The organism is Nonomuraea sp. NPDC049714 (assembly GCF_044465295.1).
Lineage (GTDB): Bacteria > Actinomycetota > Actinomycetes > Streptosporangiales > Streptosporangiaceae > Nonomuraea.
In genome coordinates, this window is the sequence record NZ_JBITLM010000003.1 from 518,027 (window position 1) to 533,783 (window position 15,757).

Consider the following 15,757-nt stretch of genomic DNA (forward strand, 5'->3'; position numbering starts at 1 on the left):
AGAGCGCCGCACGTTGATGGTACTCACCGTCAAAACCGGCCTGCTCTTCCCGCACGCGCTCCAGGCCATGCAGATCAAACGCCAGGCCAGGAACCTGAGAAGCACCTCTCCCGAGACGCCACCCGCCCACTGGCCCTACTCGGCCTCACCTGATCAACTGACTTCGCCGGAGCCCTGGGGGCGGCCCCCTCGCGGGCCGCCCCGTCCACTCATCCGGGTGCGCAGGTCAGGCGATCGCCGGCTCGCCGGAAGGGCGCGGCGCGTTCACCACCGGAGCCTCGTCGAGCGGCTGCGGCGGCGCGTTGAGCACCGCCTCGTCGAGACGCCCCTCGCCGCGGGCGACGAGGACCGGCACCACCATCTGTCCCGCGACGTTGGTCGCGGTGCGGATCATGTCGAGGATCGGGTCGATGGCCAGCAGCAGGCCGACGCCCTCGAGCGGCAGGCCCAGCGTGCTCAGCGTCAGCGTGAGCATGACGATCGCGCCGGTCAGACCGGCTGTCGCGGCCGAGCCGATCACGGAGACGAACGCGATGAGCAGGTACTCGCCGACGCCCAGCGGAATGTCGAACACCTGCGCCACGAAGATCGCCGCCAGCGCCGGATAGATCGAGGCGCAGCCGTCCATCTTGGTGGTCGCACCGAACGGCACGGCGAAGGAGGCGTAGTCGCGGTCGACTCCCAGCCGCTCGATCGTGACCTTCTGCGTCAGCGGCAGCGTGCCGACCGAGGAGCGGGAGACGAAGGCCAGCTCGATCGCGGGCCACGCGTTACGGAAGAACGTGATCGGGTTGACCTTGCCGACCAGTGAGAGCAGCGCCGGGTAGACGACCAGCAGGACGATGAAGCAGCCGACGTAGACGCCGAGGCTGAACTTGGCCAGCGGCGCGAGCAGGTCCCACCCGTACGTGGCGACCGACTTGCCGATCAGGCCGGCGGTCCCGATGGGGGCCAGGCGGATGACCCACCACAGCGCCTTCTGGACCAGTTCGAGGACCGAGCGGTTGAAGGTGACGAACGGCTCGGCCTTCTCGCCCAGCGCGAGGGCCGCCGCGCCGAGGACTATCCCCAGGAAGACGATCTGGAGGACATTGAGCTCGGTGAACGCCGTGACGATGTTCGTCGGGATGATGCCGGTGAGGAAGTCGACCCAGGATCCGACGTTCTCGGGCGCCTTCGCGCCCGCTGTGCTCAGGGTGACGCCCTGGCCGGGATTGATGATCAGGCCGAGGCCGATGCCGACGATGACGGCGATCAGCGCGGTGGCGAGGAACCAGAACAGCGTCTTGCCCGCCAGTCTGGCCGCGCCGTCGACGTTGCGAAGGTTCGCGACGCTGACCAGAACGGCGGTGAACACCAGTGGCGCCACTGCCAGCTTGAGCAGCTGGACGAAGATCGCGCCGACTTCGGTGAGGGTGGTGGCCAGCCAGGCGAGGTCCCAGATACGGGCGGCGAAGCCGAGGGCGGCTCCCACGACCAGGCCCAGCAGCAACTGCAGGGAGAAAGAGAATCTCTTCACGATGAGGAAGGCTCCGAAAAACGGCATGCCGGCAGAGGGCATGCGAAGAGGGGTGAGTCAGGGGGCGAGGGATCGAGCGCTACGTCCGGAGCGCGATCAGTGGCAGACGGAGCCGGTCAGACGACAGAGATCGATGTGCAGCCGCTCAACAAGCCACACAGACAGGACGGTGAACCTCACATGGTCACTAAGTCGTATGAAAGGGGCGAAATTCCCACTGCGCGAGTGATCTAGGTCACATGTCACTGCTTTTCCGATCGAAATTGCCCTATGGCCGGCATGAGCCGAGGCTCTTCCGATGTTCGTCAGCGCATCCCAGCTCAACACAGCGGACCAGAATCAGTCAAGACCTACCTATTTAATAGGTTAATGACTGAACGACTCCGACCCAGGGCACGTACGGCGGATCGACCCTGGCGGCCATCATGACGCCGACCTCACCGAAGCCGGCTTCCCACAGAGGCATGACCTGGGCGCATGTCGTGATCGACAGGCGCACTGTTCGCGCTCCTTCTGCCGCGACAGCGACAACCGGCCCGCTCGCCGCCTAGTGATCTCCCGCGGGTTCGAGTGCCTTCTCCAGAAGTTTCATCAGCTGAAGGAGCTCTCCGGGACTCAACCGAGCGAACGGGCTCAACGCCAGTGTCGCCGTGATCACCGTCTCCCGCGCGCGCCGCCCGCTCTCCGTCAGGGTCAGCACGCGTGACCGGCGGTCGGCGGGATCGACGGACCGCTCGACGTAGCCCCGATCGACGAGCTGGTTGGTGACGAAGCTGAGGTTGGGCGCATTGCAGAACAGTCGATCGGCCATCGCCTTCATCGACGGCGGCGCCTCATCCGGATCGATCATCCAGAGGGCCTGGGCGGGTCGCCTGCGTCAGACCCTGTTCGGCCACTACGGCGTCGATCCGGTCGCTGGTCAGCATGAACATCTCGTGATTCGCCACCACTACCGCTTCAAGGACGCTTCGGGTCATGGCCTCATCCTAGCCTTTGTACTTCGAGACTCGAAGTGTTACGTTGATTCGAGTCTCGAAGTAAAAGTGCGATCTTCGCCGGGGCCGTCACCGCGCCCCGTCCGCCCGAGGCACCCGCGAAGCCAATTCCGAGGTCGACAGGAAGCGATCGCCCATGCACGACTACTCGAACACCACAGCCCTGGTCACCGGGGCCTCGAAAGGACTGGGCGAGGCGTACGCGCGTGAGCTCGCCCGCCGAGGTGCGAACCTCGTCCTCGTCGCCCGCTCGGCCGATGCGCTCCGTGGCCTTGCCGAGCAGCTCCAGGCCACGCACCACGTCAGGGTCGACGTGATCGCCGCAGACCTCTCGGATCGGCACTCCCCGCAGGCGGTGGCCGACGAGATCAGGCGTCTCGGCCTGGCCGTGGACCTCCTGGTCAACAATGCCGGGATGGGATCGGTCGGCCCCTTCCTGAGCCGCCCTCTCGAACCCAATGTGCAGTCGGTCGAGGTGAACATCACCGCGCTGATGGGCCTGGTCCACCTTCTGGGCGCCGACATGCTCGAACGCGGTCGCGGCGGCATCATCAACGTCGCCTCCACGGCCGCCTTCCAGCCCATGCCCTATCAGGCGAGTTATGCCGCCACCAAAGCTTTCGTGCTCTCGTACACCGAGGCGCTCGCCGAGGAACTCCGAGGCACCGGCCTCCGCGTGATGGCGGCACATCCCGGGGCCACCGACACCGGATTCTTCAGCCGTACGACCGCCTCCATGGACCCGAAGGCGGACACCCCGGAAAGCGTCGCGGCGAACACGCTCGACGACTTCGCACGCGGCCGGTCCGCCTCCTATCCCGGTCGCGCCTTCAATCGCGCCGGGACCTGGGCGGCGCGCCTGCTGCCACGGGCCACGGTCGCCCGGATCACCGGCGGCCTCAACCGCAAGGCCGGATTCCAGGACGTCAGCGATCTCGACCCGGCCACGTCATGACACCAGGACCTGTCAGAAAAGAGCGGATGACCGCGCTGAATGAGCCGCTGCACCTGCGCAACGGCGCCCCGCTGAAGAACCGGATCGCGAAGGCCGCGATGGAGGAGCTGCTCGCCGCGCCTGGCCAGCTTCCTGGCGACGAACTCGTCACGCTCTATCGGCGACTGGCCGCAGGCGGTGCCGGGCTTCTGATCAGCGGGCACGTCATGATCGATCGCCGGGCGGTCGCGCACCCCGGAGACGTCGTGCTGGAGCAGGACACGCCTCTCGAACCGTTTCGCCGCTGGGCGGCCGCCGGGCAGTCGGCAGGCGGACAGATCTGGATGCAGATCAACCACCCCGGGCGGGTCATCCCGAAGGACCTCGCCGACATCACCTGGGCCCCGTCCGCGGTCCCGATCGACCTCGGCGGACTCTCCGGCATGTATTCAACGCCACGGCCGATGACCGCCCTGGAGATCGAGGAGACGGTGGCACGTTTCGCGGTGACGGCGCGGCTGGCGCAGCGGAGCGGGTTCGACGGGGTCGAGATCCACGCCGCACACGGCTACCTGCTGTCCCAGTTCCTGTCCCCGCTGGTGAATCGGCGTACCGACAGTTGGGGCGGCAGCCTGCCCAACCGCGCCCGGATGCTGCTCGATGTCGTGGGCGCGGTACGCCGGCGCGTCGGCACGGGTTTCGCGGTCGCGGTGAAGCTGAACTCCGCGGACTTCCAACGCGGTGGATTCGACACCGACGACGCCCGAGACGTGATCAAGATGCTCGCCGATGCCGGGGCTGACCTGGTCGAATTGTCCGGCGGCAGCATCGAGAGCCTGGTCACCGCGGGCTTCCCCGCAGACGGGCGCACCCTGGCACGAGAGGCGTACTTCCTGGAGCTCGCCGAGCGGCTCGTCGCCTCCTCGCCACTGCCGCTGCTGCTGACCGGCGGAATCCGGCGACGCGCGGTCGCCCAGCAGGTGATCGACTCCGGCGTTGCCGTCGCCGGCATGGCCACAGCGCTGGCCGTCGCTCCCGACCTGCCCGAGCGGTGGCTCGCCGGGACCGACGCCCAGGCCCACCCGCCCCGCACCCGCATCCGGCACAAAGCCTTCGCCGCCGCGGCCGTCCAGGCCGCTACGTCGCGACGGCTCGCCCGCCTCGGCGCGGGCAAGCCGGCCCGGACCCCCTATCCGCCGTCCATCGCGCTCCTCCTCGACCGGCTCATCCGCGCCCGGCGGCGACGCGGCTATCTGAAGTGGCGCACGACCGGCTGACGAAGGACGACTCCCCACGGCCTGGCGATTTCGCCGGTCTCCTGCCACTCCCCGTAGGTCGTGGTGAACTCGGAGTCGTCGGAACTTTCCAGGTCAGGACGAACTTCGTCGGGCGGTTGTGCCCGAAAGCCCTGCCGGGCCTTCGGGCATCGGCAGGCTGAGGATCAGCCGCAGTAGAGGTCCATTTGTTGCCTCAGGTCATGGCGCGTGATGTAGCCGTCGGCGGTGGATCCGGGCCGATTGTGGTGGTCCAGAGCATCGAACCAAGAGCTTCTCCCCACCGTGCCCGCAGCCTGCTGCAGCAGAGGGGACGCGCCGTTCTTACCCGCTGCGGCGGCCCGATGCCGGCAACGGTGGCGGTGGCGGCAGTGGCGAGAACCTTACGCATGTCCATCGTTTCCCTTATCTGGTCGTCACCCACACTCAGCGGATGTGCAGTGTTCGATGCAGGGAGAACACGTGAAGTTCGGCACAAAGATGCGACATAGATCACGGAACTACAGGCTCGTCCAACGACGGAGTTTCTCAGGGTTGCGTACCACCCAGATGTGCTTGATCCGGTCGCCCGCGACCTCGAACGCGAACACCGTCACGGTGACGCCGTCTTGCTGAGCCACCAGACCAGGCTGACCGTTGACCGTACGCTCCACGAGCGTCATGCTGCCGGGCCTCCGGTCGGCGATCTCGACCCAGGCGTGCGCGATCTGCTCGGCGCCTTCGATGGGACGCAGGAAGGTGATGGCGAGGCCGCCGCCGTCGGCGATCGCCGTGGCGTCGGGGTCGAGCAGGCCGATCAGGGCGTCGATGTCCTTGGCCTCCCATGCCTGCTTGAAGTCCCTGACGATGCCGGCCTGCTGGGCTGTCGGACTCGCGGGGCCCCGCGAGTCGCGAAGGCGGCGGCGAGCCGAGGAGGCCAGCTGGCGGCATGCCGCCGGAGTCCGGCCGACGATCTCGGCCACTTCGGCGAAGGAGTGGCAGAAGACATCGTGCAGGATGAACGCGACGCGTTCGGCCGGGGTCATCGATTCGAGCACGACCAGGAAGGCCATGTTGACCGACTCATCCAGAGTGACCCAATCGGCCGGGTCGACGGTCGCACCGCCCGGCCGCCCGCCGATCCACTCCGTACGCTCGGACAGCGGCTCGGGGATCCACTCGCCCACATACCGCTCCCGCCTCGCGCGCGCCGAGCCGAGCACGTCCAGGCAGATGCGGCCGGCGACCCTCGTCAGCCAGGCGCCGGGGGACTCGATGGCGTCCTGCTGCTGCCGGGACATGGCGTACCAGCGGGCGTAGGTCTCCTGTACGACATCCTCGGCATCGGCCAGGGAACCCAGGAGCCGGTAGGCGAGATTGATCAGCTGACGCCGCTCGCCCGTGATCGCCCTCAGGCCGGGATCGGGCCGACCGTGTCCTGCCTCGGATGGGGTGGTCATGGTGTCGGCGGCTCCCTTGGTCGCATCTGCCCTCACCTGTTCGACGAAATAGCGCGCCGACCTGTGAGGTCGGCGCGTCGCCTGACATTCCGGGGGGCTGTGTCGTCGTACTGCCGAAACAGCACATCATCCAGCGGACAGGAAACTCAGCGACATCATGACCACCTCAATGCCGATGTCATCGTTCGCCGACCCAGCATCCGCACAGCGCCTGGAGCGGGCGGCCGCCGCGCTGACGGATCATGGTTTCACCGTGGAGATCCTCGACGACGTCGCCGCCGCGCATACCCGCATCAAAGAGCTGATTCCGGAGGGCGCCAGCGTGTTCACCGGGGCCAGCGAGACCCTCCGCCTGTCCGGCATCGAGGAGGACATCACCACCAGCGGGCGCTACGACGCCGTCAAGCCACGCGGCCTGGCCATGGACCGCACCACCCAACTGCGCGAGATCTGGCGGCTGATGGCCACCCCCGACGTCATCGTGGGCAGTGTCGCCGCGGTCACCGAAACCGGCTCCCTGGTGGTCGCCTCGGCCAGCGGAAGCCAGTTGCCCGGCTACGCGGGCGCCGCCGCCCACGCGATCTGGATCGTCGGGGCGCAGAAGGTGGTGCCCGACCTGCCCACCGCGCTGCGCCGCATCGAGGAGCACTGCCTCCCGCTGGAGAACGACCGCGCCATGAAGGTCTACGGCAAGCCCAGCGCCCTCAACCGCCTTCTCATCCTCAACGCAGAACCCCAGCCCGGGCGCGGCACCGTCCTGCTGCTCCGCGAAACCATCGGATTCTGAACCACGAGCTTGGGGACCCAACACGTCGGCACCGCGCTCCTTGCGCGACGGCCCGCACAAGAGAGCCGTCGCCGCAGGTCACGGCGGGCATGTGACACGTCGCGTAACCCCGGAGAGTGCCCGGCGCCACACCGGCGCCGGGCACTCCGGGTCCGCGGCCACGCCCGCGCCGCCGCGACTCGTCAGGGCACGAGGTCGGCCACGCCCTTGCCGCTTGCGATGTCGAACGGCACAGAGACCTGGTCGTGCGCGATCAGCCAATGGTCGTCGGTCTTCCGGAAGCAGAACGTGGCCCGGACCCACATGCCACTCGTCGCCGCCCCGTTCTTCAGCGTGCCGCTGAGCCGACCGAAACCGTGGCCGAATGCCACGTCATCGCCCACGGTGAGTGTCAGGTCGCGAAACTCATAATGCACATCCTCGAAGAGCGTGAACACCTTCGTCCAGTTCTTCAGCTTCGCCGCTATCCCTACGTGCTGCAGCGGCGGCTCGACGTCGAAGGAGACGACGTCTGTCGCGTAAAGCCGCCTCAGGCCCTCGAGGTCCTTGGCGCAGATTCCTTCGACGATCTTCTCGATCTGCTGCCTGATCTTGGCTTCGTCTACCTCGCGGTGCGCAGACATCGCTCCCCATCACTTCCCATCGGTGCGGAATCTTGGCATGTCACCAGTTCGACGACACAGCACCCTGGAATGTCAGGCCGCAACCGCGCCTCGGCGGCCCATGAACTCCGCCATGATCGGGAAACAGTCAGCTCAGCTTTCTACGGTGCTCGCCCGCCGCGCAGACCCTCAGGCGGCCACCTGGTCTGGGACAAATGGCACGCCACCGCCGAGGACCTCGTCGAATTGCTGGTCGGCCTGCTCCCCCTGGCCCCCTGACCTCGCCCGGTCAGGCACTCTGCCGAGCTTCGCGGCCCGTTTTGGGGCGAACCTGCTGGATCCGCTGTTTCGTGAGACCGAGCAGTTGTCCGATGTCACCGTCGGACAGGCCTTGCCGGTGCAGTTGTGCGACACGCTCTTTCAGGGTGCGCGTGTAGTCATCGGCGATCGCAGCGGCCCGGCGCTGAAGCTCGGCGAAGTTGTCGAGATCGTTTGGTGACAGGCCGTCCAAGGAGTAGTGGTAGACGGGTGTGGGGGGCTGGTCTCGGTCAGGGAACAGGAAGGGCAACGCTTCGGCTATATCGCCGTACAGTTCCTTCAGCGAGTGAGCGGATATTCCTCCGGCGGCACCATCTATATGAGCCAGCCATAGCTTGCCGGCCATGGTGACGCGGACATCAACGGTGTTCGCGGCCATCAGTCCTCCAGCCAGTCAGCCCCGAACAGGTGCGCGAGCCCCCGTTCGAGTAAGTCCACCAGCATCGGCGTCTCGGCAGGATACAACGGGACGATCGCCCGGGCAGCGACGCGACCCTCGGCGTCCCACAGAAGCAGGAAACGTTGTCGCCTGGTCGTCTCGGACCAGTCGCAGCGCAGTCCCCGCCGGCGCGAGAGCATGGCGATGCGGTCGCGGATGGCCGCGTGATCGTCTCGTTCCACCACACGCGGCAGACTATACCTCTTGTCTAACGCGACAAGAGCCATTGTCGAATTGATCGTTATGTGAGTTTCGTGCGTTCAACTCCTCCACCAGGCGAAAGGGCGACGGGGTCAGGCCAGGGCGGCCTGGAGGATGGCGCGGGCGATGGCGGCTGTGGGGCCGGGGCGGTCGAGGACTACGGCCACGGCCACCTCGGGGGCTCGGGCGGGGGCGAAGGCGGTGAAGACGGTGGGCGATCCTATGGAGGCCAGCGCCACCGCCGTTTCGCGGCTGTGCGGTCGGGGGCGGGTGGTCATCATGGTGGTCAGTTGGCCGGCCATGGCGGGGCTCATGGCCGTGCGGTAGGGGGACGGGCCTGCTCTGTCGATGGTGGAGCCGCCGGGCAGACGCGCCTGTTCCACCAGGTACGGGCGCATCAGCGTGCCGTCGTTGGCCACGGTCGCCGCGAGCATCGCGACCATGAGCGGGGTGACCCGGACACCCGAGGTGCCGGGGGCGGCCAGGGCGGTGCCCGGCCGGTCCAGGGACGACGACGGATAGGTGCTGGCCGCCACCGGCAGCGGGACCGTCAGCGCGGTGTTGAAGCCGAACGCCTCCGCCTGGTCCCGCAGGGCGTCCCGGCCGAGGGACAGCCCGAGGTCGGCCAGGGCCGTGTCGCAGGAGTGCCGGAAGGCCTGGGACAGCGTCGGACGATCCATCCCGCAGTGCGGGTTCAGGTGGGTGGACGGGATGTGGCCGCCGGTGGTGAGGGCGGTGGCCGCGGTGATGAGCCTGGACGCGGCGCCCGGTGGATAGGTGCGGTCGAGGGCCCGGTTCAGCAGCGGCTCGGCCGGGTGGTGGCGCAGCCGGGCGTCCGTCTCGGCCAGGGCGGCGGGGTCGAAGGTGGCGTAGGCGTTCGGGTCGTAGGACGGGTAGGTGGCCAGGGCGAGGATGGCGCCGGTGGCCGGGTTGAGGGCGACGGCGGCGCCGGGGCGGCCGGTGGCCTTGAGGCTGCGGTAGGCCGCCCACTGGACGCGCTGCCTGACGGTGAGCCGGATGTCGGCGCCCTGCGCGGTGCCCTCCCTGAACAGCGACTGCAGCTTCACCCGGGTGTCGTCGCCCGACAACACCGCCTCCCGGGCCCGCTCGATGCCGCCGGCGCCGCGCGGGGACACATGCCCGGTGATGGGGGCGTACATCTCGCCGTGCGGATAGAAGCGTCGATAGCGGTACGGTCCGCCGCCGGTCTCGCGGCTGACGGCGACGGCGGCGCCGTCGTAGGTGACGATGGCGCCGCGCGGCTGGCCGAACCTGGCGATGAGGGTGCGCTCGTTGCGCGGGTCGGCGTTGAGGTCTCTCGACCCGAACGCCTGGACCAGGGTGAGGTGCGCCAGCAGCGCGAACAGCATCCCCGCGCACGTTCTCGCTACGCGGCGCAGTGGGATGTTGATCCGTCTCGCTCTGGGCCCGGCCATCAGCTCCTCCCGAGGGGACCGTCGTCTTGAGGCGACGGGAGAATCGGGAGCGGGAGTGGCGCCAAGGCCTGGGCGTACCCTGACCTGTCAGGTTCGCGCATCATGGATGTCCTTCCAGGTTTTGTCGGCGCCGGCCGCTATCGTGGTGGTGTCGTTACCGAACGTGATGGGAGGTGAGTGTGCGCAGGTCGTGGAAGTTCCTGCTGCGCCCCACCGCCCGGCAGGCGGCGGCGCTGGCGGCGTGCGTGGAAGACCACCGGCAGCTCTATAACGCCGCCTTGGAGCACCGCCGCACCGCCTACGCCAAGGCGGGAGTGAGCGTCCGCTACGGCGACCAGTCGGCCGAGTTGAAGCACATCCGCGCCGACGACGCGGGCGGGCAGGGCCGGTGGTCGTTCTCCTCCCAGCAGACCACCCTGCGCCGGCTCGACAAAGCGTTCCGCGCCTTCTTCGAGCGCGTGAAGACTGGACGCACCCCCGGTTTCCCGCGGTTCAAAGGACGTGGCCGATTCGACACGGTGGCCTGGCCGAAGGACGGCGACGGCTGCCGGTGGGACTCCCAGCCGCAGCACCCCACCGCGACCTACGTGCGGCTCCAGGGCATCGGACATGTCCGGGTGCACCGGCACCGCCCGGTCCGGGGCCGGGTCAAGACGATCAGCGTCAAACGGGAAGGCTCCCGCTGGTACGTGGTGCTGTCGTGTGACAAGGTGCCCGCAGAGCCGCTGCCCGCCACGGGTGCGATGGCAGGCATCGACCTGGGCGTGGCCTCGCTCGTCACCACCTCCGACGGCGGCCAGGTGGCCAACCCGCGTCACCTCGCGGCCACCGCCGGCCGCCTCGCGACCGCCCAGCGCGACCTGGCCCGCAAGAAACGCGGGTCCCAGCGCCGCCGCAAGCAGGTGGCACAGGTCGCCGCGCTGCACGCCAAGGTGCGCAGGCAGCGCCTCGACGGCGCGCACAAGGCCGCACTCGCGCTGATCCGCGCCTACGACGTGATCGCGCACGAGGACCTGCGGATCACCAACATGACCCGCTCGGCGTCCGGCACGGTCGAGCAGCCCGGCCGCAACGTCGCGCAGAAGTCCGGCTTGAACCGGAGCATCCTGGACGCGGGCTGGGGGGTGTTCCTGACGATCCTGTCGCACAAGGCTGAAAGCGCCGGTCGCAAGCTGATCGCGGTGAACCCCGCCCACACCTCCCGCACGTGCGCCCACTGCGGGCATCGTGCTGCGGAGAACCGCCTCACTCAGGCCGAGTTCGCCTGTACGGCGTGCGGGCATACCGCGCACGCCGACGTGAACGCGGCGGTCAACATCTTGAGGGCAGGGCTTGCCCTTCGCCAGGCTGCGCAAGCGGCTTAGCGAGAAGCCGCTCTCTTCAGGGAGCGGAGGAGTCACGGGTCACGGTTCTAGCAACCGGCCCGCCAACGCAGAGCTACAACACGCTGCGGTAATAGGAGATCTTGTTGCTGATGTAGCGCTTGCGCTCGATCAGGTTGGCGATCTGGCCCTCGACGCGGCGGTCGTGCTCCTCCAGCAGCCTGACCCGGTCGGCCACGGTGTGGTCGCCGGCGCGGACCAGCTCGGCGAAGCGCAGCATCTCGGCGATCGGCATGCCGGTGTCGCGCAGGCACCGGATCGTACCCAGCCAGCCGATGTCCTCCTGGGTGAACCGGCGCTGCCCGGCGGCGTTGCGCTCGACGCGCTCCAGCAGGCCGATCTTCTCGTAGTAGCGCAGCGTGTCCAGGGTGAAGCCGGTCTCTTCGACCACTTCGGCAGGTGTGTAGACGCTCACGGTTCCCGAGCATCCCACCTGGAGCGCACTCCAGGTCAAGCCATACGGCTTTTGTACCGAAATATGCCCATATATCCAGTAAGACTGACTGCTTGACATGGAGCGCACTCCAGCTTTCACAGTCTTGGCCATGAACATCGCACTCGGCACCATCCCCTTCGGCACCACCGTCGACGAGCATGACACCTTCGCCATTCTCGACCGCTTCGCCGAGGCCGGCGGGACCATGCTGGACACGGCCGACAATTACCCGTTCTGGGTCGAGGGCTGCACCGGCGACGAGAGCGAGGCGGCCATCGGCTCCTGGCTGGCCGCCCGCGGCAACCGCGACCAGATGTTCCTGAGCACCAAGGTCGGCGCCCGGCCGATCGTCCCCGGCGACAGGACGCTGGACAGGACCGAAGGCCTGTCGGCCGCCGCCATCGACCAGGCCATCGAGGGCAGTCTCCGCAGGCTGGGCACCGACCACGTCGACCTCTACTGGGCGCACATCGAGGACCGCTCGGTCCCTCTGGAGGAGACCTTGGGGAAGTTCGACGAGCTGGCCCAGCACGGCAAGATCGGCCGCGCGGGCGCCAGCAACCTGCCCGCCTGGCGCCTGGAGCGGGCCAGGAACGTCTCGGCCGCCAACGGCTGGCTGCCCTACACCCATCTGCAGCTGCGCCACACCTACCTGCGCCCGCGCCCGTACACCAGGCCGGTCGAAGGAGGCCACACGATCACCACCGACGACCACCTGGCCTACGTACGCGAGCACGACGTGACGCTGTGGGCGTACAACACGCTGATGTTCGGCGCCTACACCCGCGACGACCGCCCGATCGCGGAGATGTACGACCACCCCGGCACCACGCGGCGGCTCGCCGTCCTGCACGAGGTGGCGCGGGAGCTGGGCGCGACGCCGAACCAGGTGGTGCTGGCCTGGCTGCTGGCGGACGGGCACGTGCCGATCGTCGGCGTCAGCACGCTCGCCCAGCTGGAGGAGGCCATCGGCGGGGCGGACCTGAAGCTGGACGACGAGCTGAAGGCCCGCCTCGACGCCCCGTGCTGATCACGCCTCGACGCCCCGTGCTGATCAGGCGTGCTGACCTGCCGTGCTGATCAGCACGGCAGGTGGTCGGCCAGATAGCGGCGGACGAGCTGCTTGCACTCGTCGACCAGCTCGGGATCGCCGTCAGGGTCCGCCCGGAAGGCGAGCTTGAGCACCGCGTCCGCGGCCTCGACCGCCACCAGGATCGCGCGGTCGAGGCCGCGCTCCATGGGAACGCCGAGCAGGTCGGTGCTGAGCGCGCGCAGGCGGTCGGCGACGACGGCGTTGTTCTCCAGCGCCGCGTCGAGCATGCGGTTGGTGCCCTCGATGGCCGGGCCGCCGGGCGCGCGCAGCACCTCGCCGAAGTCCACGACGCCGAACCCCGGGGTGCTCCGCTTCATCGCCACGAACTCGTCGATGGCCAGCTCCACCAGGTCGGTCCAGTGGCCGAGCTCGGCGGCGGCGATGCGCTCGGCCACCCGGCCGAGGAACGCCTCCAGGTTGCGCAGCGCGAGGGCGCGCACCAGGCCCTGCTTGTCGGGGAAGAACTGGTAGAAGGTCCCGATCGGCACCTCGGCCCGGCGCGCGACCTCCTTGGTGGTCAGCGACTCATAGCCGATCTCGTCGAGGAGGAGCGCGCACTCGTCGAGCATTCGCTCCACCCGCTCCACGCTGCGACGCTGGGCGGGGCGGCGGCGCAAGGTACTCGTCATGCCCCCATCCTGGCTCATTACCCGCAAGTAACCGCGGCCCGGTTAACATGAGCCGTACTCGCCTAGGATTGAGGAGCCCGCGATGTTCCTATGGGGCACGGCCACCGCCGCCTACCAGATCGAGGGCGCCGCGAGCGAGGACGGCAGGGCCCCGTCCATCTGGGACACCTTCTCCCACCAGCCCGGTCGCACCAGGGACGGGCACACCGGGGACGTGGCCTGCGACCACTATCACCGGTGGGCCGAGGACGTGGCCCTGATGGCGGAGCTGGGGGTCAACGCCTACCGCTTCTCCGTCTCCTGGTCTCGGGTACGGCCCGGCGGAGTCGCCAATCCCCAGGGGCTCGACTTCTACGAGCGGCTGGTGGACGGGCTGCTCGCGGCCGGGATCACACCGGTGCCCACGCTGTTCCACTGGGACCTGCCGCAGTCGGAGCAGGATCGCGGCGGCTGGCTGAGCCGCGACACCGCCCACCGCTTCGCCGACTACGCGGCCCTGGTGGCCGAGCGGCTGGCGGACCGGGTGGCGATGTGGATCACGCTCAACGAGCCGTTCGTGCACATGGCCTTCGGTCACGCGCTGGGCATGCACGCCCCGGGCCAGGCCCTGATGCTGGACGCCCTGCCCGTCGCCCACCACCAGCTCCTCGGCCACGGCCTGGCGGTGGGCGCGCTGCGCGCGGCGGGCGCCGAGCAGGTGCTGATCACCAACAACTGCACCCCGGTCTGGCCGGCGTCGGACTCCGAGGAGGATCTGGCCGCCGCCGAGGCGTACGACATCCTGCACAACCGCCTCTTCCTCGACCCCCTCCTTCTCGCGACATATCCGGACTTGTCGGCGTACGGACCCCTGGACTTCGTCCGCGACGGCGACCTCGCCACCATCGCGGCCCCCCTGGACGGCCTCGGCGTCAACTACTACAACCCCACCCGGATCGCCGCCCCCACCGAGGCGGGCCTGCCCTTCACCGACGCCGGCATCACCGGCCACCCCACCACCGCCTTCGGCTGGCCAGTGGTCCCCGACGGCCTGCGCGAGCTCCTCGTCGGCCTGCGCGCCCGGTACGGCGAGACGCTGCCCCCGATCTACGTCACCGAGAACGGCTGCTCCCAGCCCGACGTCCCCTGCCCGGACGGCACGATCGACGACCAGGCCAGGATCGCCTTCCTGGACGAGCACATCCAGGCCGTACGACGCGCCCAGCGGGAGGGCGTGGACGTACGGGGCTACTTCGTCTGGTCACTGCTGGACAACTTCGAGTGGGCGGAGGGCTATCACCAGCGTTTCGGCCTGGTCCACGTGGACTTCGAGACACTGCGCCGCACCCCGAAGGCCTCCTACGCGTGGCTCCAGGGCTACCTGCGAGCCCTCTAGAACACCGAGACGTGCACGTGGTCGTAGTGGTTGGCCGTGACGCCGCCGCGGTCGGACATGGGGTCCCAGCCGCCGCCCGAGCGGATGTCGTAGTAGCGCTGCTTCCAGATGATGTACATCACCCCGAGCCGCGAACCGTTCTTGATCAGGTAGTCCGCCAGCGCGTCGCCGCGGTCGGCCTCGCCGCCGCTGGCCATGCCCCGGGAGATCATGAAGTCGCAGGCCCGCCCCTTGCCGTGCTCCCCCGGGTCACCGGGTCGCAGGCAGCCGACCCCGTAGGGCATGGGGAAGTTCTGCATGACCTCGGCCCGCATCGAGATCAGGCGCTGGGTGAGGCCGCTGGCGCCGCCGGGCTGCTGGAAGCCGTACTTGGCGAGCAGTCGGTCCATCTCGCGACGCCTGCTCTGCAGCGTCTTGATCTCCTTCTGGAGCTTCTTGATCTTGTCGTTGGCGGCCAGCTTGGCCTTCTTGGAGTCCTGGATGAGCCGCTCGACCTCGGCGACCCGGGCGGCCCGCTCGACGGCCATGTGATTCATGTTGGCGGCGTTGCCGAGCGCCTTGTGGGGGTCGGTGCCGAGGCTCAGGAGCTGGGTGGGGTCCATGGGGCCGAGCATGTAGGCGGTCGTGGCGAGCTCGGCCACTTCGTTCCGGGCCGCGTTCAGCCTGCTGGTCAGCGAGCCGGAGGTGGTCACGGCCTTCCTCGCCTGGACCCGTACCTCTTCCAGGCTCTGGATCTGGCCGCGATAGCGGTTGTTGAGCGCGGCCGCCTGCTTGGTCAGCTTGCGCAGCGAGGTGGGGCTCGGGTCCGCCGACGCGGCCTGCGGGGTGGGGATCGCGAACAGCCCGGCAAGGACGACGGCACTCACGGCCATGCGCCCTGCTCTCACGCCCGTCCTCC

The 15,757-nt window shown here is 68.7% G+C and carries 18 protein-coding genes; 6 read left to right on the forward strand and 12 right to left on the reverse strand.

The genetic code is table 11. The annotated features are described in order from the left end of the window. Positions 1-226: 226 nt before the first annotated feature. The 4 genes from ACIBQX_RS15755 to ACIBQX_RS15770 all read right to left on the reverse strand — a co-directional run bounded on the left by ACIBQX_RS15755 (position 227) and on the right by ACIBQX_RS15770 (position 2,496). Positions 227-1,519: a dicarboxylate/amino acid:cation symporter gene (locus ACIBQX_RS15755; protein ID WP_397004853.1), complete on the reverse strand. Its 1,293-nt coding sequence runs from the start codon at positions 1,517-1,519 to the stop codon at positions 227-229. A gap of 96 nt (positions 1,520-1,615) precedes the next feature. Further along, positions 1,616-1,846, reverse strand: a complete 231-nt coding sequence (locus tag ACIBQX_RS15760) for a putative leader peptide (RefSeq protein ID WP_397004855.1) — start codon at positions 1,844-1,846, stop codon at positions 1,616-1,618. 220 nt (positions 1,847-2,066) lie between these two features. After that, positions 2,067-2,369 carry a MarR family winged helix-turn-helix transcriptional regulator gene (locus ACIBQX_RS15765; RefSeq protein ID WP_397004857.1) on the reverse strand — a complete coding sequence of 101 codons (303 nt, stop codon included), beginning with the start codon at positions 2,367-2,369 and terminating at the stop codon, positions 2,067-2,069. After that, positions 2,353-2,496 (reverse strand): hypothetical protein, encoded by a 144-nt coding sequence (locus ACIBQX_RS15770; RefSeq protein ID WP_397004859.1) that lies wholly within the window; start codon positions 2,494-2,496, stop codon positions 2,353-2,355. Before ACIBQX_RS15770 ends, ACIBQX_RS15765 begins: the two co-directional genes overlap by 17 nt. 154 nt (positions 2,497-2,650) lie before the next feature. On the opposite strand from ACIBQX_RS15770, the gene ACIBQX_RS15775 reads away from it, so the two are divergent. Both ACIBQX_RS15775 and ACIBQX_RS15780 read left to right on the forward strand, forming a co-directional pair. Beyond that, positions 2,651-3,469 carry an SDR family NAD(P)-dependent oxidoreductase gene (locus ACIBQX_RS15775; protein WP_397004861.1) on the forward strand — a complete coding sequence of 273 codons (819 nt, stop codon included), beginning with the start codon at positions 2,651-2,653 and terminating at the stop codon, positions 3,467-3,469. 26 nt (positions 3,470-3,495) lie between these two features. Then, positions 3,496-4,725 (forward strand): NADH:flavin oxidoreductase/NADH oxidase family protein, encoded by a 1,230-nt coding sequence (locus tag ACIBQX_RS15780; protein WP_397004863.1) that lies wholly within the window; start codon positions 3,496-3,498, stop codon positions 4,723-4,725. Positions 4,726-5,222: 497 nt separating this feature from the next. On the opposite strand, the gene sigJ is transcribed toward ACIBQX_RS15780, so the two are convergent. Then, the gene (gene sigJ / locus ACIBQX_RS15785; RefSeq protein WP_397004865.1) at positions 5,223-6,161 is read right to left on the reverse strand and encodes an RNA polymerase sigma factor SigJ; all 939 of its coding nucleotides are present in this window, start codon (positions 6,159-6,161) and stop codon (positions 5,223-5,225) included. 157 nt (positions 6,162-6,318) lie between these two features. On the opposite strand from sigJ, the gene ACIBQX_RS15790 reads away from it, so the two are divergent. Beyond that, the gene (locus ACIBQX_RS15790) at positions 6,319-6,948 is read left to right on the forward strand and encodes an LUD domain-containing protein (protein ID WP_397004867.1); all 630 of its coding nucleotides are present in this window, start codon (positions 6,319-6,321) and stop codon (positions 6,946-6,948) included. A gap of 182 nt (positions 6,949-7,130) precedes the next feature. Here ACIBQX_RS15790 and ACIBQX_RS15795 read toward each other — a convergent pair whose 3' ends face one another. The 4 genes from ACIBQX_RS15795 to ACIBQX_RS15810 all read right to left on the reverse strand — a co-directional run bounded on the left by ACIBQX_RS15795 (position 7,131) and on the right by ACIBQX_RS15810 (position 9,878). Next, on the reverse strand, positions 7,131-7,571 hold the full coding sequence (locus ACIBQX_RS15795) for a YybH family protein (RefSeq protein WP_397004869.1): 441 nt from the start codon (positions 7,569-7,571) through the stop codon (positions 7,131-7,133). Between the two features lie 268 nt (positions 7,572-7,839). After that, a complete protein-coding gene (locus ACIBQX_RS15800; RefSeq protein ID WP_397004871.1) occupies positions 7,840-8,247 on the reverse strand; it encodes a hypothetical protein in 408 nt (135 codons plus the stop codon). After that, positions 8,247-8,489, reverse strand: a complete 243-nt coding sequence (locus ACIBQX_RS15805; protein WP_397004873.1) for a hypothetical protein — start codon at positions 8,487-8,489, stop codon at positions 8,247-8,249. The genes ACIBQX_RS15800 and ACIBQX_RS15805 overlap by 1 nt, the downstream gene beginning before the upstream one ends. Positions 8,490-8,600: 111 nt before the next feature. Beyond that, a complete protein-coding gene (locus ACIBQX_RS15810) occupies positions 8,601-9,878 on the reverse strand; it encodes a penicillin-binding transpeptidase domain-containing protein (protein ID WP_397004875.1) in 1,278 nt (425 codons plus the stop codon). 245 nt (positions 9,879-10,123) lie between these two features. Between ACIBQX_RS15810 and ACIBQX_RS15815 the strand changes: the two genes are divergently transcribed. Next, complete coding sequence (locus tag ACIBQX_RS15815) at positions 10,124-11,308, forward strand: RNA-guided endonuclease InsQ/TnpB family protein (RefSeq protein ID WP_397004877.1); 1,185 nt, start codon at positions 10,124-10,126, stop codon at positions 11,306-11,308. A gap of 73 nt (positions 11,309-11,381) precedes the next feature. Here ACIBQX_RS15815 and ACIBQX_RS15820 read toward each other — a convergent pair whose 3' ends face one another. Beyond that, complete coding sequence (locus ACIBQX_RS15820; protein ID WP_397004879.1) at positions 11,382-11,741, reverse strand: MerR family transcriptional regulator; 360 nt, start codon at positions 11,739-11,741, stop codon at positions 11,382-11,384. A gap of 130 nt (positions 11,742-11,871) precedes the next feature. Here ACIBQX_RS15820 and ACIBQX_RS15825 point away from each other — a divergent pair, with 130 nt between their 5' ends. After that, on the forward strand, positions 11,872-12,792 hold the full coding sequence (locus ACIBQX_RS15825; RefSeq protein WP_397004881.1) for an aldo/keto reductase: 921 nt from the start codon (positions 11,872-11,874) through the stop codon (positions 12,790-12,792). 50 nt (positions 12,793-12,842) lie between these two features. Here ACIBQX_RS15825 and ACIBQX_RS15830 read toward each other — a convergent pair whose 3' ends face one another. Beyond that, complete coding sequence (locus ACIBQX_RS15830) at positions 12,843-13,484, reverse strand: TetR family transcriptional regulator (protein ID WP_397004883.1); 642 nt, start codon at positions 13,482-13,484, stop codon at positions 12,843-12,845. Positions 13,485-13,566: 82 nt separating this feature from the next. Between ACIBQX_RS15830 and ACIBQX_RS15835 the strand changes: the two genes are divergently transcribed. Then, on the forward strand, positions 13,567-14,859 hold the full coding sequence (locus ACIBQX_RS15835) for a GH1 family beta-glucosidase (RefSeq protein ID WP_397004885.1): 1,293 nt from the start codon (positions 13,567-13,569) through the stop codon (positions 14,857-14,859). Here the strand turns inward: ACIBQX_RS15835 and ACIBQX_RS15840 are convergent. Continuing rightward, positions 14,856-15,731 (reverse strand): hypothetical protein, encoded by an 876-nt coding sequence (locus ACIBQX_RS15840; RefSeq protein ID WP_397004887.1) that lies wholly within the window; start codon positions 15,729-15,731, stop codon positions 14,856-14,858. The two genes, ACIBQX_RS15835 and ACIBQX_RS15840, sit on opposite strands and share 4 nt — an antisense overlap. Positions 15,732-15,757: the final 26 nt, after the last annotated feature.